We start from the raw sequence: 14,574 nt of genomic DNA on the forward strand, positions 1-14,574 counted from the left end.
CGGCCAACAGCTTAATTCACAGAATAATAAGGCTGCTTCTTTGTCTCAAGATTACTCTTCGTCTCCAGATGGCTCTTTACCTCTAGAGTACGCGCTCGGTACCTTCTCGGTGGCGGGTGCGCCCGCGTTTCCCGGTATTGTTCTCGGCGACTCCGTGGTGGCGCTCCACGCGCTGCTGCCGCTCTGCCGTAATCTGGGCAAGCCGCTTTATGCCGTGTCATCCATGCGTGATCTGCTCGATCACTGGGATCAGAACAGTACCGCGCTGGAAGCGGTGTCGGCTGATCTGTACGCCGATCTGAACAGCGCTTCGCCCAATCTTCCCTGGGTTCCGCTGGCGCATCTGCGGGTGCATGCGCCGATCGAAAACCCTCGCCAGTTTTTCTGCGCCGGAGCCAACTACCGCAAGCATGTGATCGACCTGATCGTAGATCAGGCGCGGGACCCTGGGCTGCAGAATCTGTCGAAGGAGGAGACCCGCCGCGCCGCTGAACAGGCGATGGACGAACGGATGAAAAACGGCGAACCCTACGTCTTCACCCAGCCGGTGGGCTCTATCTGCGGGCCTTATGATGACATCCTGCTGCAGCCCGACGTGGAGCAACCGGACTGGGAGCTGGAACTGGCCGTTGTGATCGGGCAGGAGACGTTTCAGGTCAGCGAGGCCGAGGCGCTCAACTACGTGGCCGGTTACACCATCATCAACGATATCTCCAACCGTGAGCTGATCCACCGTACCGATATGAAAGCGATCGGTACCGACTGGGTGATGGGCAAGGGTCTGCCGACCTACAACCCGATGGGGCCGTTCCTGGTGCCGGCAGCGCAGATCGGCGACCCACAGCAACTGCATATCAGACTAAGCCTGAACGGCGAGGTGATGCAGGACGAGGGTTGTTCGGACATGATCTACCCGGTGGCGAAGCTGATCGCCTATCTGAGCTCCCGTATCCGCCTGATGCCGGGCGATATCCTGATTACCGGTTCACCGTCCGGTAACGGCAGTCACTACGATCGTTTCCTGAGGGATGGCGATTGTCTCGAAGGTGAAATCAGCGGTATCGGCGTGCAGCGAAACCGCTGTAAAGCGCTCTGATGACTCAGGGGCCAAGCGCGGTTAAGCCTTGGCCCCTATCTGTATTAAAGCCCTACTGTATTAAAGCCCAAGCAGTCGCTTGGCATTCTGTGACAGAATCTTCTCCCGCTCTTCCTGGCTCAGCTCTGTCAGTTTATTGACCAGGGCATGAATATCCTATGCGCCCCTATCGAACGGGTAATCCGTACCGACAACCACCTGATCCACGCCTACCGAATTGATCAACGCCTGTACCGCTTCCGGGGTGTAGACCAGGGTGTCGAACCAGATGCGACGCAGGTATTCGCTGGGTGCATGTTTGATGGCCTGTGCTTCCGGTCGTGCCCGGTAACCCTGATTGCTGCGCTCCAGATAGAAGGACAGATTACCGCCGCTGTGGGCCGCCAGTATCTGATCTTCCCGGTTGCGAAGTTGATCGCCTATCTGAGCTCCCGTATCCGCCTGATGCCGGGCGATATCCTGATTACCGGTTCACCGTCCGGCTCTCCGTCCGGCTCTCCATACGGAAATGGCAGTCACTAGGGTCGTTTCCTGACGGATGGGGGCTGTCTGGAAGAAGAGATCAGCGGACCTGGTGTGATGCGAAATCGCTGTAAAGCGCTCTGATGACTCAGGGGCCAAGCGCGGTTACGCCTTGGCCCCTATCTGTATTAAAGTCCTATCTCTATTAAAGTCTGTTCTCTATTAAAGCCCAAGCAGTCGCTTGGCGTTGTTTGAGAGAATCTTCTCCCGCTCCTCAGGGCTGAGTTCCGTCAGTTCATTCACCAGGGCATGGATATCGTATGCGCCCATATCGAACGGGTAATCGGTACCGACAACCACCTGATCCACACCTACCGAATTGATCAACGCCTGCACTGCTTCCGGGGTGTAGACCAGGGTGTCGAACCAGATGCGACGCAGGTATTCGCTGGGTGCATGTTTGATGGCCTGTGCTTCCGGGCGCACCCGGTAGCCGTGGTTGCTGCGCTCCGGGTAGAAGGGCAGGTAACCGCCGCTGTGGGCGGCCAGTATCTTCAGGTTGGGGTAGCGGTCGAACACGCCACCGAAGATCAGCTGTGACAGCGCGATGGTGGTTTCCAGCGGCTGGCCGATCACGTTGGATAGGTAATGAGTGTTCAGACGATCACCCAGGTCGGCGCCAAAGGGATGGATAAAGATCACCGCGCCAAGTCTTTCCGCACAGGCCCAGAGCGGCTCCAGTGAAGGTGAATTGAGCGGAACACCCTCCACATGGGTGGAGATCTCCGCACCGCGAAAGCCGTTTTTGACCGCCGTTTCCAGCTGGGCGACCGCCAGCTCAGGATGTTGCAGCGAGAGCGCACAGAAGCCGCTGAATTTTTCCGGATACTGATCGATCAGTGACAGGATCGCGTTGTTCTGTACATCCACCAGCGCTTCGGCGAGTGATTCATCTGCCCAGTAGCAGTAGTGGCTGGGTGAGGGGCTGAGCACCTGCAGGTCGATTCCCAGGCGGTCCATATCTTCCAGTCGCGCGCCCGGATCAACGAGCTTACCGCCGATGGCGGGAAGCATCCGCTCATCGTTGTATTGGGAGGAGGCTTCGCCTGTAGTCAGCCGCATGCGGGCGTTTTCCTGTTGCCGCTGCTGCTCCCGCGCGGTCAGTTTCTCCACCTCAGGTACGAACACATGACAGTGCAGATCGATAACCTGGGTGGTACGGGATCGCGCGTCAACCGCCTGCTTTGCCTTGTCAGACAGCGAGCAGGAGGGAGGGCAGCGGGAATCGCAGATATGCAGTTGGATGGCGTCCATTGGGTTCCCTTTTTTATGATTATCAGGGCGCAACAGCCATAGCTCATGTGAAAGCTGCTTCCGCCCGGGAAGTTTTTCGAGAGGCTATAAATCTATGCAATCCCGTCACAATCCAATAAATCGTTTATAAACATGTAAGCCATCGATTACATGGATATAAAAAGGAGGGTTTTACTACCTGCGAAACCGATAGGTTACATTTTTATAAACGATTGGTCAGATGCCTCGTTTAGAGAGAACCTTTTCCCCATCGCTGGATAGCGCTAGACGCAGCACACCCCGGGTGATTGGGGAGCGTCTGGAGCACTGGCGACGTTTTCCCATTAAAAACAACAACAGGGGCTCAGTTCTCATGACCAATAAAAAGGCGGTTTCCCGGCCAACTGCGCCGTTCCGGCTGACACTGGCAGCGGCTCTCGTACTGGGGGTACCGGTCGCCCAGGCATTTGAGATCGACACTGACAACAGGGATGTGTACCTGCGGTGGGACAACACCGTGAAGTACAGCACTGCGTTTCGTATGGAGGATCAAAGCGACGCTTTGATCTACGGTACTGGCGGGTTGAACGGTAACGATGGCGATCTTAACTTTGACAAGGGGTTGATCTCCAACCGCGTCGATATCCTGTCGGAGCTGGATATCGGTTATAAAAACTTCGGTGCACGTTTCAGTGGCGCCGCCTGGTATGACGATGTCTATCACCAGAAAACCGATCGCGGTGCGCCCGGTTCTGCAGGGTTTCCTCCGTTCCTTTCGTTCCTTGAAACACCCAACGCCACCTCGGTTCCCTACAACGAATTCACCGATGAGACCAAGGATCTGCACGGCGGCGATATCGAGTTGCTCGATGCCTTCGTTTACTGGAACGGCCTGATTGGTGATCGTGCTCTGTCAGTGCGTGCCGGTCAGCATGGCCTGGTCTGGGGTGAGAGCCTGTTCTTTGGTGCAAACGCCATCGCAGGCGCCATGGCGCCGGTGGATGTGGTTAAGGCACTATCCGTACCGAACACCCAGTTCAAGGAGCTGATCCGTCCGGTCAATCAGCTCTCAAGTACCTTCCAGTTGACCGATGACCTGACACTCGGTGCCTTCTACCAGCTGGAGTGGGAAAAAACACGTCTGCCCGGTTCCGGCAGCTACTTCTCCACCGCCGATATCATCGGCGCCGGTGCCGAAAATATAGTAGCCGGACCAGCCGGTTATATATCCCGAGTCGGGGATGCGGAAGCGGGTGATTCGGGCCAGGGCGGTATTCAGCTGCGCTATGCCGGTGAAGCCACAGACTATGGCTTCTACGTCATGCAGACCCATGCGCGCACGCCAACCCTCTATGAGTACGGCGCCAACTACGCCATCGGTGATCCGGGCAAGTACGCCTGGCTCTACCAGGAGGATATCAAGACCGTAGGTGCCAGCTTCATTACCACGGTAGGCAACGTGAATATCGCCGGTGAGGGCTCACTGCGCTGGGATATGCCGCTGGTGTCGAACGCAGTAGAGCTGCATGACGGTAGTCTGCCGTCCGACCATGTGGATGATCCGCTGCACGCCGTTGGCCGCACAGCCCATGTCAACCTGAACATGCTGGCGTCCCTCGGCCCGTCTTTTATCTCCAAGGAAGCAAGCCTGGTAGGCGAAATAGCCTGGCACCGTCTGTTGAGCATCACCGATAACCCCGAAATGCTCGATTCCAAGGCAGAACGTGACGCCTATGGTCTGAAGGTGGTGTACACCCCGACCTATCGTCAGGCGTTCCCGGGCTGGGATCTCAGTGTGCCGGTGGGTATCAGCTACTTCCCGAGAGGCAAGTCTTCGGTACTCAGCAACTTTGGTGTTGATGAGGGCGGTGATATCAGCCTCGGTGTTAACGCTACCTACCTGAACGATATCCAGATGGGTCTGCAGTATACCCACTACTACGGCAGTGAAGGCGCGTCGCGGGACGAGGTACAGGAGTTGACCTTCGACCAGGCCCGTGCTGACCGTGACTTCGTTTCATTCTTCATCAAGACCACCTTTTAAGAGGACTTGAGCATGATAACTACAACTAAACTCAAAGCCTTGAGTGTCGCCGTTATCGGCGTCTGTTCCCTGAGTGCCCAACTGAGTATGGCCGGCGTCAGTGCCGAAGAAGCAGCCAAACTGGGTGACACCCTGACCCCGTTGGGTGCCGAGATGGCGGGCAGTGCCGATGGCCTGATTCCGGCCTGGACCGGTGGCTATACGCCCAAAGATGCCTCGGAAACCGAGCAGGATATTCCCAACCTGTTCACTGACGAAAAGCCGTTGTACAGCATTACTGCCGCCAACCTGGCCGAGTATGCTGACAAGCTGACCGAAGGCACCAAGCGGATGTTCGAGCTCTATCCGGACACCTATCGCATCGATGTGTACCCGACTCACCGTACCGCCAAGGCACCGGACTGGGTCTACGAGAACACCGCTGCCAACGCCACCCGGGCGACTGTGGAAGATGTTAACGGAGCGCCGGTAGTCAAAGGTGCCTTCGCTGGCACGCCTTTCCCGATTCCGCAGGCCGGTGTCGAGGTGATGTGGAACCACCTGATGTTCTGGCGCGGCTTCGCGGCGGATATGATTTTCCGCCACTACCTGATCACCGCCGATGGCCAGCCGGTGATGACCACCGATGGTGAGTCGGTGATGCAGATGCCGTTTTATGATCGTGAAAGCTCTGTCGAAGAGTTCGACAAGGATGGTGACCGCTGGTTGTTCCGTCTTAAGAACATCGGCCCGCCGATCCGTGCCGGTGAGCAGATCATGGGCCGCAACAACGTGGATCCGCAGAAAAGCCAGTCCCACGTTTACCTGACCGGACAGCGCCGGGTGCGTAAACTGCCCAACGCCTGCTGCGATACGCCGACACCGGCCACTGCAGGTGTGATGTCCTTTGACGAGCTGACCGTGTTCTCGGGCCGCCTGGACCGTTTCGACTGGAAGCTGGTGGGCAAGCAGGAGATGCTGATCCCGTACAACAACAACGGCATCCAGCACCTGGACGGCCCGGAGGCGCTGTTTGACAAGCACCACCTGAATCCGGATCACGTCCGCTGGGAGATGCACCGTGTCTGGGTGGTAGAGGCAAACCTGAAAGAGGGGGAGCGTCATCAGCTGCCGCGCTCACGCTACTACATCGATGAAGATACCTGGTCTGCAACCCTGGCCGACCGCTGGGATGCGCAGGGTGAACTGGCCAAGACCCTCTGGGCGTTGAACGCGGTGATTCCGAAAGCGCCGGGTACCATCCCGATGACCAGTGGCTTCTACGACCTGACCTCCAAGTCCTGGTTTGTGCAGAACTATTATGTCGGCGATGACCACACCTACCGACTGGTGGATCGTCACAGCCCGACCGAGTTCAACCCCGCCATCATGGCTGGCCGGGGCGTGCGCTAAATCGGAGTTAAAGGGGTGCTATAGCGCCGACTGCAAGGCGCTATAGCATCCGGTTTTCAAAGTATTTCCCCCCTTCCTTTAAAGGCCCTCGAAAGCTGATCGCGGGCCATTTTTTCGGCGCCGAATATCGGGCCCAGGCGGTTAGGTACGGCCGGGGTGGTTGCCGAAGGAGAGAAACATGAACACTGAACGTCAGGCGGGTCTGCCGCAATCCCTGTTGCTGCTGTTGGGCAGTTGTCTGCCGGTGCTCGGGGCGGTGCTGATCGCGCCGGTGCTGCCGCGAATGCAGACCCATTTTGCCGGAACGCCGGGCGTGGAAGCGTTGGTGCCCATCGCCTTGACCATCCCCGCGCTGGTGATCGCGCTGACCGCGCCTTTTGCCGGACTGGTCGCCGACCGCTTCGGGCGCCGTCGTTTACTGCTGGTGTCGATGATCGTTTACAGCATTTTTGGCCTGATGCCGTTCTGGCTCGACTCCCTGGTTGGCATTGTTATCAGCCGGGCAGGTCTGGGCTTTGCCGAAGCCGGCATCATGACCTGCTGCACCACGCTGATCGGTGATTACTATGGCGGCAAGCGGCGTGAAAAACTCTTTGCGCTTCAGGCCGTGGTCACCTCGTTGTCCGCGGCGGTATTTATCTCCGTCGGCGGCATTCTGGGCGAGCAGGGCTGGCGCACGCCGTTCGTGCTTTACGCGGCGGGCTTTATCTTCCTGCCGCTGATGGCCTGGCTGCTGTGGGAGCCGATCAAACATCACGCGCATGCGGCTGCCGGGCAGGATGAAACCTTTCCCTGGGGCGGGCTTGCGCCGCTGTATCTGCTTTCGTTCCTGGCCGGCATCAGCCTGTTTATCGTGCCGGTGCAGGCGGGCTTCCTGCTGACCCAGCTGCAGATCGATGCCCCGCAGGATATCGGCATGACCATGGGTGCCAACCAGCTCGGCGTGCTGTTCGGTGCGCTGGGTTTCCGCCTGATATCCGGCCGTTCCAGCGGGTCGCTGCTGATGCTCGGATTTAGCCTGGCCGGAGCCGGCGGCATCCTGATGGCGTTCGCTCAGACTCATATGCTGGTAACCTTGGCGGTCCTGATCAACGGGCTGGGTGTGGGCCTTATGCTGCCGACACTGATTACCCGGATCATGTCGCAGGTTGAACTCCGGCAGCGTGGGCGCGCAGCCGGAGGCTTCACCGCAACCCTTTTCGGTGGTGAATTTGCCAGCCCCCTCGTTGTTCTGGCGATGACGGGCGGGATCGGCGTGGCTTTGACTAGCGCGCTGATGGCCGTAGGCCTGGCGCAGCTGCTGGTTGCCCTGCTGTGCGTGACGCTGATTCGATTCCGGGCTCCGGTGCCGGCAGCGTCCTGAGCGACACCTCTAATAAGAACGAAATGGAGTAGTAGTTAAATGACAGTTAAACCTCTGGTGGGTGCCATGTTCGCCCTGGCGATGGCCGGCTCTCTCAGCGCCCAGGCGGCCGTGGATAAACCCAACATCCTTTTGATCCTGGCTGACGACCTGGGCTATTCGGATCTGGGCAGCTTCGGCGGCGAGATCGAAACTCCAAGCATCGACGGGCTCGCTGATGAAGGCCTCAAGCTCACCAACATGTATGCGGCGGCCAGCTGCTCGCCGACACGCTCCATGCTGATGTCCGGCACCGACAACCACCTGGCGGGTCTTGGCACCATGGCGGAAGCGCTGCCCCACGAACCGTTCCACCAGGGTAAGCCCGGTTACGAGGGCTACCTGAACGAAAAGGCTCACTCGCTGGCCGAACTGCTTCAGGACGCGGGTTACAGCACCAATATGGTCGGTAAATGGCACCTGGGTAAGGGCGTGGATCAAGGCCCGGATGCCCGAGGTTTTGAACGTTCGTTCGCCCTGTTTGAAGGGGGCGCTGTCCATTTCAAACCCAATACGACCAACCCGGCACGACTGGATAAGGTCACCTACAGGGAAAACGGCCAGCCTGTGGAACTGCCGGATGACTTCTACTCCACCGATTTCTACACCGACAAGCTGATCGACTATCTCAAGGCCAACGAGGGCAGTGGCAAGCCGTTCTTCGCCTATGCCGCTTACACCTCGCCGCACTGGCCACTGCAGGCACCGGATGCCTACCTGGACAAGTACAGGGGCGTTTACGATGGCGGCTATGCCGAGGTACGCGATGCCCGCATCGAGCGGATGAAACAGCTGGGTCTCTATCCCGCCGATATGCAGCCGGCCAACCGTATTCCGGGTAACCCCAAACTGCCGCAGTGGGAACAGCTCGACGAGGAGCAGCGCCAATACCAGGCCCGCCTGATGGAAGTCTACGCGGCCATGGTGGATAACCTGGACGATAACGTGGGCCGGGTGATCGACTACCTGAAAGAGAGCGGTCAGTACGACAACACCATGATCGTGTTCATGTCGGATAACGGTGCATCGGGTGATAACCACACCCGCTTCTATCCCCATGGCCCCGATACCGACAACAGCTACGAAAACCTGGGTCGGGAAAACTCCCAGGTAGATTACGGCATCCGCTGGGCGGAGGTCAGCTCGGGTCCGCTGAACAAGTTCAAGATCACCAGCTTTGAGGGCGGTATCAGCGTACCGGGCATCGTGCGTCTGCCCGAGGGGATGTCCCGTAGCGGACTGGTGACCACACGTATGCGTGTGGATGACCTGTCACCAACCTTTCTGGAACTGAGCGGCACACCACTGCCTGGTGATAGCTACAAGGGACAGCCCAAGCACCCGATCACCGGCCAGTCGATGCTGCCGGTACTGCTGGGCGAAACCGATGACGCTGGCGTGAAAAACGAAATGGCGGGCGAGCTGTTCGGCAACCTCTACTACCACGAAGGCGATCTGAAGCTGGTCGGCTACCGCGACCGCCGCAGCAAGGAGATGCGCTGGGAGCTTTACGACCTCAGCGTAGATCGTGGCGAAACCAACGATCTGTCCGCCAGTCAGCCGGAAACCCTGGAGCGCCTGAAGCAGGCCTGGATGGAATACGCTGATCGCGTCGGGGTGGTGCGACGCCCGGAGTGATTGCTATTTAATTATCTGGTTTTCATCGTTTTGGCCGCGCACTTGCGCGGCTTTTTTTTGTTTGTAGAGTGGAGTATCGGGGGGTGATTGTGCTGAACGGTGATTGGGGCGCCCACGACTCTTCGCAGATATCAGGCCGTGTTGATTGGACGGTATCTTAGGTATCAGTAAAACAGCAGTGCAACGTCGGTCGCCTCGGTATGTTACTGGGTAAACTGGGCTGGACGTCCAGAAAAACAAACCCCGATCAAAATGACCGGGGTATTGTCTGAAACCTAACTGGCTGCATTGCAACTGTCGTCCAGAGATAGATCAACGGTTGCGGGCGTTGCTTACTTTTCGACAAATGCCCGCTCAATTACATAATGACCCGCTTCTCCGGCACGCGCTTCCTTAAAGCCCATCGCATCAAGAATCTCCGTTAGGTCTGCCAGCATCGCCGGGCTGCCGCACAGCATAAAGCGGTCAGTGTCGGGGTTCAGATCCGGCAGACCAAGATCCCTGGTCAGTTTGCCGCTGGTGATGGCATCAGTGAGTCGGCCCTGATTGCGGAATGGTTCACGGGTAACCGTCGGGTAATAAATCAGTTTTTCGCGTACGACATCGCCAAAATATTCGTTGTTCGGCAGTTCGTTCTGGATTCGGTCCTGATAAGCCAGCTCAGACACATAACGCACGCCGTGGGTCAGGATCACGTTGTCGTACTCTTCGTACACATCCAGATCCTTGATGATGCTCATGAACGGTGCCAAACCAGTGCCGGTGCTGAGCAGATACAGGTTTTTCCCTGGCAGCAGGCTATCGGTAATCAGGGTGCCCACGGGTTTAGTGCTGACCAGAAGTTCGTCACCGACTGTCAGGTTCTGCAGGTGTGAGGTCAGCGGCCCGTCCTGAACTTTAATGGAGAAAAATTCCATCTCCTCTTCATAGTTGGCACTGGCGATACTATAGGCGCGCAGCAATGGCTTGTTATCCACTTCAAGACCAATCATGGTGAAATGGCCATTTTTAAATCGCAGGCCCTGGTTCCGGGTGGTGGTAAAGCTGAACAGGGTGTCATTCCAGTGGTGAACGCTCGTCACTGTTTCGCGGATCAGGTTACTCATAGTCTTGCTGCTTTCCTGTGTAAATTGCGCTTGCAGACCATACTAACGCCGTCCAGAATATCGACAAATCGGGTTGTTTGAATATCAGTATTCGGTTTTTCCGAAAAAGGATTCCCCCCATGCGGTACTCACTGCGGCAGCTTGAAGTCTTTGTCGCCATCGCTCATCACCAGAATCTGACCCGTGCGGCAGATGAACTGGCGATGTCTCAGAGTGCCGCCAGCAGCTCGCTGAAAGATCTGGAAAGCCAGTTTGGACTGCAGCTGTTTGACCGTATCGGCAAACGCCTTCAACTGAACGAGCAGGGTCGTTTACTGAGGCCACAGGCAGAAGCTCTGCTCGCTCAGGCCCTGGATTTCGAACAGAATCTGCTGCAGCACGCCGAAGCGGGTCCGCTCAATGTGGGCGCCACACTATCTATCGGAAACTATTTGGCCGTAGGTCTGATGGCGCAGTATATGGAGCGCTATCCGAAAGCCAGTCTGCGCCTGGATGTGGCCAATACCCGACATATCGTTGAGCGGGTCCTGAACTATGAACTGGATGTTGGCCTGATCGAGGGCGAGCTGAACCACTCGGATCTGGATATGATTCCCTGGCGGCAGGACGAGCTGGCGGTATTCTGTCATCCGGATGATCCACTGGCGGAGCGACAGACGGTGTCTGATAAAGATCTGCGCCAGGCCCGCTGGATACTGCGTGAAGCCGGCTCCGGTACCCGCCAGGCCTTTGATCGAGCTATGTCTGGGCTGCTGCCGGATCTGACCATTGCCATCGAACTGCAGCATACCGAAGCCATCAAACGTGCGGTCGAAGCGCAGCTGGGCATTGGCTGCCTGTCGATGATAACCCTGACCGATGCCTTTAAACGTGGCAGCCTGAAACGTCTGAATGTGCCCAGCCGGGATTTTAGCCGCCAGCTGTATCTCATCATCCACAAACAGAAATACCGCAGCGCTGGTATCAATGCCTGGCTGCATCTCTGCCTGCAGCAGAGTGAATATTTATAACTAGTTAACCGTTTTCCTAAAAGTGAGCCCGGGCTGAAAGCAGGGGGGCGACCCTTAGTTGATGTGCTCGAAGAGCGGTCAGAAGTACCTCTGTTGGCCCAAAGCTGCCCCAGGCGTATGTGGATAAGAGGCATTATTTTTCTGTGAATTCATACGTATATAGAGTGCGCAATCTATTGGATGCGCGTTTTGGTGCCTGAGTGGGTTCAATTGCTACTGGCAAATCGCCGGGAGCTGGTCCAGTATCAATATATTTAATAATGCCGTTTTAGAGTACGGTACATGGCAAAGTGGATATATGCGCATGCTCGTTTTCATCGCAAGTGAATAGCAGTGATGTTTCGATTTCTCTCTCATATTCAGTTATTTAGATCTGCTTTCTCGGCATGTATAAAGATCAGTCAACGCGCATATGCAATACTAAAATAATATTAGATTTATATGGGGGCGAACGATAAAAATGCCGGCCCCATTTTAAAAAAATGGAAACGATGTAATGGCAAATAATGGCTCTTCGAATACCCCTCCGATCTGGCATAGTCCGGCATGGATTACAGCTATAGTTGGCCTGGTGAGTGCCTTCCTGACGCTTCCTGATATCGTTGGAAACTATCTATCAAAGCAGCAGGATATCAGGTTGGCTGAACAAAAAACTGAAGCTGCGCGACTTGGAAACCTGGAGTCAAAACAGGAGCAAGAGTTCAAGATCGTCAATAACACGCTTGCCCAGCAGGGAACGGAGCGGATTTTTGTGCTTCGCTATCTTGCAGAAACCTTAGATGATAAAGATGGAAAACGTTGGGCGCAGAAAGAGGTAGAGAGGCTGGACGACCTGGCGTCTCGACAGGAAGTATTGAATAACCTCCGATTGGAATTAGAGAAAAAGCAGCGTGAGATCACAGCGCAATCAAGTAACTCTAGCGAAACATCAAAAAAACTGAATGCCGAATTAGAAGCACTAAAGTTACAGCTGACGTTAAAAAAGTCTGAAGTTGCGGAACTGAAGAAAAAGGCCGGTCTATCGAAAGATAGGCTACCAGAAGCATACATATACATACATGTCTCCGGAAACCGATCATCATTGGAAACTGCTGCAGAGGTTGTGGTTGGTGAAGAGGGTAACTGGAACTCGGTATGCGAATTTCAAGGTGATTACTGCGCAGTTCTTAAACCCTATGATGCGCCGGAGATTATTGCTGTGACAGACGCTGAGGAGTTCGAATCGATCAATGTCTCGGTATCTCGTTTTAATGTTATAAATGAGCAGTCGTTTTACCCGCATAAAGTATATTCTTATGTGTGCAGCCCTCAAGGCCTAGGGTACCTGTGTATACGCGAACAGCATATAGAATCTAACCAGGAAAGTTAAAAACGCAGCGCAAAAATCCCTGCGTGCTTTTTGCGTCTGGTTATTTTAACCGTTAATGACAGCCATCTGCTGAAAGCCACTTTTCAAAGCGGCTTTAATTATCCCACTAAGACCTGCGCTGCCGCCTTGCTCTCCGCTTTCGTACTATAGGAGCGAGAGCCACAACGCCTGTGCCTGGGCACGCCGGCATACATCCTTTGCTATACCTTCTATATCTCTTTGGGCTGTCGTGTCGGCCCCTGGGATCAATATGAGATGAGGGGCCTTGAGCGCAGCAACAGGCCTTAGCTCCATACCTATACCTTCTTACATCAGGGGAGTGCACGGATGGAAAGCGCGGTTGAGGGTGCCATTCGGTTAAAACCGGAGTACATCGTCGGATTGTCCGTCCTGGCGACCGCAGCGTTGCTGATCATGTGGGGGATGTTCTGGAGCGCGGTGGCCAAGTCCCAGGAAAACATCATGGATATTCTGAAATCCCCGTCGTTTTTTAAAACGGTTACGGTGATGGGGGTTATCGCGGCCACGGTTATCCTGAGCCTGGCAGGAAGGCTGGAGGGAAATATCACCGGCGCTATTCTCAGCGGGATTGCCGGCTACGTGTTGGGGCAGCTGTCCGGGAAGAGTGAAAGTAAAGGCTGAGAAACAGATACTCAGGCAGTGAGAGCAAGACCGGGTTTCGTTGGCCTTGCCCAGAAGGTTTCTCTAGCAGTTGCGGCGTACAGGTTAGTCTGCGGTGTTCTGCATCGCCAACTGCCGCGATACCTCATCCCCTGTAATATCAAGCATCAGATCTCTGACCCAGCGGATGACCGGGTCCATATCCCGGTACTGGTGCCACTGCAGGGACCAGGGGATCTTGGGGAAGTCGATCTCGGGCTGTACGACCCGGATCGGCAGAAATTCGCCCCAGAAATCCGCCAGGCGCTTGTGCACGGTGGCGATGCGGTCGGTGCCGATCACGTACTGGGGCAACTGGCTGTAGGCGCTCACGGTCATCGCCACCTTGCGCTCGACCCCGGCATTTTTTGCCAGAACCGCATCGATACCGGGGCGCAGCTGGCTGCCGAAACCCACGCCGATATGACCGGATTCTGCATACTGCTCATAACTGATGCTATCGCCCACGTCGGGGTTATCGGCGCTGCAGATGCAGACGAACTCCTCGATAAACAGCTGCAGTTTGGGGTGGTCATCGTTTAGAAAGGTGTTGGGCATCAGCAGGAAATCGACCTTGCCCTGATCGAGCTCGGACCAGGGATCATCCCCCGGCGTGGCGATCTCCAGCTGGATCCCTGGCGCCTGTTTGCTGATCTCCCGGGCCACGGCAGGCATCACCACGGTAGAGGTGTGGTCCGACATCAGGAAGGTGAGTTTGCGGCTGACATCCGCCGGGTTCATCTCCGGGCGGGTTTCCAGCGTGGTCTGCGCCTGGATCAGCAGGCTACGGATCGGCTGCACCAGGCTTTCCGCCAGCGGTGTCAGCACCATCTTGCGGCCCACCTGCACCAGCAGCGGATCGTCGAAGTAGTCCCTCAAGCGTGCCAGCGCGCCGCTGGTGGCAGACTGGCTCAAAAACAGGCGCTCGCCGGCCCGGGTGATGTTGCGCTCTGTCAGCAGGGCATCCAGCACAACCACCAGGTTCATATCGAATTTATTGAGTCTCATTGCCTGTTCCTCTGTGAGATACGCCAGAGCGCGCTAATACATTGACCTTACAAGGAATTATGCCGCCAACCAAGGCTGGCCAATATCCCCAATT

General features: G+C 56.3%; 12 protein-coding genes. 9 read left to right on the forward strand and 3 right to left on the reverse strand.

Annotated features, from left to right (window positions below; genetic code table 11):
- The first annotated feature begins 40 nt into the window (after positions 1 to 40).
- Both ACQUQP_RS07450 and ACQUQP_RS07455 read left to right on the forward strand, forming a co-directional pair.
- Positions 41 to 1,096 carry a fumarylacetoacetate hydrolase family protein gene (locus ACQUQP_RS07450; protein WP_432698168.1) on the forward strand — a complete coding sequence of 352 codons (1,056 nt, stop codon included), beginning with the start codon at positions 41 to 43 and terminating at the stop codon, positions 1,094 to 1,096.
- Positions 1,097 to 1,243: 147 nt separating this feature from the next.
- Positions 1,244 to 1,618 carry a fumarylacetoacetate hydrolase family protein gene (locus ACQUQP_RS07455; protein ID WP_432698169.1) on the forward strand — a complete coding sequence of 125 codons (375 nt, stop codon included), beginning with the start codon at positions 1,244 to 1,246 and terminating at the stop codon, positions 1,616 to 1,618.
- 162 nt (positions 1,619 to 1,780) lie between these two features.
- Here ACQUQP_RS07455 and ACQUQP_RS07460 read toward each other — a convergent pair whose 3' ends face one another.
- Entirely contained in the window at positions 1,781 to 2,872 is a 1,092-nt protein-coding gene (locus ACQUQP_RS07460; RefSeq protein WP_432698170.1) for an amidohydrolase family protein, read from the reverse strand.
- 352 nt (positions 2,873 to 3,224) lie between these two features.
- Here ACQUQP_RS07460 and ACQUQP_RS07465 point away from each other — a divergent pair, with 352 nt between their 5' ends.
- The 4 genes from ACQUQP_RS07465 (at position 3,225) to ACQUQP_RS07480 (ending at position 9,327) form a co-directional block, all read left to right on the forward strand.
- Positions 3,225 to 4,895, forward strand: a complete 1,671-nt coding sequence (locus tag ACQUQP_RS07465; protein WP_432698171.1) for a DUF1302 domain-containing protein — start codon at positions 3,225 to 3,227, stop codon at positions 4,893 to 4,895.
- 12 nt (positions 4,896 to 4,907) lie between these two features.
- Positions 4,908 to 6,287 (forward strand): DUF1329 domain-containing protein, encoded by a 1,380-nt coding sequence (locus ACQUQP_RS07470; RefSeq protein WP_432698172.1) that lies wholly within the window; start codon positions 4,908 to 4,910, stop codon positions 6,285 to 6,287.
- Positions 6,288 to 6,465: 178 nt separating this feature from the next.
- Complete coding sequence (locus tag ACQUQP_RS07475) at positions 6,466 to 7,650, forward strand: MFS transporter (RefSeq protein ID WP_432698173.1); 1,185 nt, start codon at positions 6,466 to 6,468, stop codon at positions 7,648 to 7,650.
- Positions 7,651 to 7,689: 39 nt separating this feature from the next.
- Positions 7,690 to 9,327, forward strand: coding sequence for an arylsulfatase (locus ACQUQP_RS07480; protein ID WP_432698174.1), 1,638 nt, complete (start codon positions 7,690 to 7,692; stop codon positions 9,325 to 9,327).
- Between the two features lie 332 nt (positions 9,328 to 9,659).
- On the opposite strand, the gene ACQUQP_RS07485 is transcribed toward ACQUQP_RS07480, so the two are convergent.
- On the reverse strand, positions 9,660 to 10,433 hold the full coding sequence (locus ACQUQP_RS07485) for a ferredoxin--NADP reductase (protein ID WP_432698175.1): 774 nt from the start codon (positions 10,431 to 10,433) through the stop codon (positions 9,660 to 9,662).
- Positions 10,434 to 10,552: 119 nt separating this feature from the next.
- Here ACQUQP_RS07485 and ACQUQP_RS07490 point away from each other — a divergent pair, with 119 nt between their 5' ends.
- The 3 genes from ACQUQP_RS07490 (at position 10,553) to ACQUQP_RS07500 (ending at position 13,454) form a co-directional block, all read left to right on the forward strand.
- Positions 10,553 to 11,443 carry a LysR family transcriptional regulator gene (locus tag ACQUQP_RS07490; protein ID WP_432698176.1) on the forward strand — a complete coding sequence of 297 codons (891 nt, stop codon included), beginning with the start codon at positions 10,553 to 10,555 and terminating at the stop codon, positions 11,441 to 11,443.
- 496 nt (positions 11,444 to 11,939) lie between these two features.
- Complete coding sequence (locus ACQUQP_RS07495; protein ID WP_432698177.1) at positions 11,940 to 12,812, forward strand: hypothetical protein; 873 nt, start codon at positions 11,940 to 11,942, stop codon at positions 12,810 to 12,812.
- 327 nt (positions 12,813 to 13,139) lie between these two features.
- Positions 13,140 to 13,454 carry a hypothetical protein gene (locus ACQUQP_RS07500; protein WP_432698178.1) on the forward strand — a complete coding sequence of 105 codons (315 nt, stop codon included), beginning with the start codon at positions 13,140 to 13,142 and terminating at the stop codon, positions 13,452 to 13,454.
- Positions 13,455 to 13,538: 84 nt separating this feature from the next.
- On the opposite strand, the gene ACQUQP_RS07505 is transcribed toward ACQUQP_RS07500, so the two are convergent.
- Positions 13,539 to 14,480: a LysR family transcriptional regulator gene (locus tag ACQUQP_RS07505; protein WP_432698179.1), complete on the reverse strand. Its 942-nt coding sequence runs from the start codon at positions 14,478 to 14,480 to the stop codon at positions 13,539 to 13,541.
- Positions 14,481 to 14,574 lie beyond the last annotated feature (94 nt).

The sequence above is a fragment of the Marinobacterium sp. YM272 genome (assembly GCF_050908845.1).
Classification (GTDB): domain Bacteria; phylum Pseudomonadota; class Gammaproteobacteria; order Pseudomonadales; family Balneatricaceae; genus Marinobacterium_D.

Bases quoted from the DNA above. Each gene is read 5' to 3' on its own strand.
- ACQUQP_RS07455 (WP_432698169.1), top strand. From the start codon at position 1,244: ATGAATATCCTATGCGCCCCTATCGAACGGGTAATCCGTACCGACAAC.
- ACQUQP_RS07460 (WP_432698170.1), bottom strand. From the start codon at position 2,872: ATGGACGCCATCCAACTGCATATCTGCGATTCCCGCTGCCCTCCCTCC.
- ACQUQP_RS07465 (WP_432698171.1), top strand. From the start codon at position 3,225: ATGACCAATAAAAAGGCGGTTTCCCGGCCAACTGCGCCGTTCCGGCTG.
- ACQUQP_RS07470 (WP_432698172.1), top strand. From the start codon at position 4,908: ATGATAACTACAACTAAACTCAAAGCCTTGAGTGTCGCCGTTATCGGC.
- ACQUQP_RS07475 (WP_432698173.1), top strand. From the start codon at position 6,466: ATGAACACTGAACGTCAGGCGGGTCTGCCGCAATCCCTGTTGCTGCTG.
- ACQUQP_RS07480 (WP_432698174.1), top strand. From the start codon at position 7,690: ATGACAGTTAAACCTCTGGTGGGTGCCATGTTCGCCCTGGCGATGGCC.
- ACQUQP_RS07485 (WP_432698175.1), bottom strand. From the start codon at position 10,433: ATGAGTAACCTGATCCGCGAAACAGTGACGAGCGTTCACCACTGGAAT.
- ACQUQP_RS07490 (WP_432698176.1), top strand. From the start codon at position 10,553: ATGCGGTACTCACTGCGGCAGCTTGAAGTCTTTGTCGCCATCGCTCAT.
- ACQUQP_RS07495 (WP_432698177.1), top strand. From the start codon at position 11,940: ATGGCAAATAATGGCTCTTCGAATACCCCTCCGATCTGGCATAGTCCG.
- ACQUQP_RS07500 (WP_432698178.1), top strand. From the start codon at position 13,140: ATGGAAAGCGCGGTTGAGGGTGCCATTCGGTTAAAACCGGAGTACATC.
- ACQUQP_RS07505 (WP_432698179.1), bottom strand. From the start codon at position 14,480: ATGAGACTCAATAAATTCGATATGAACCTGGTGGTTGTGCTGGATGCC.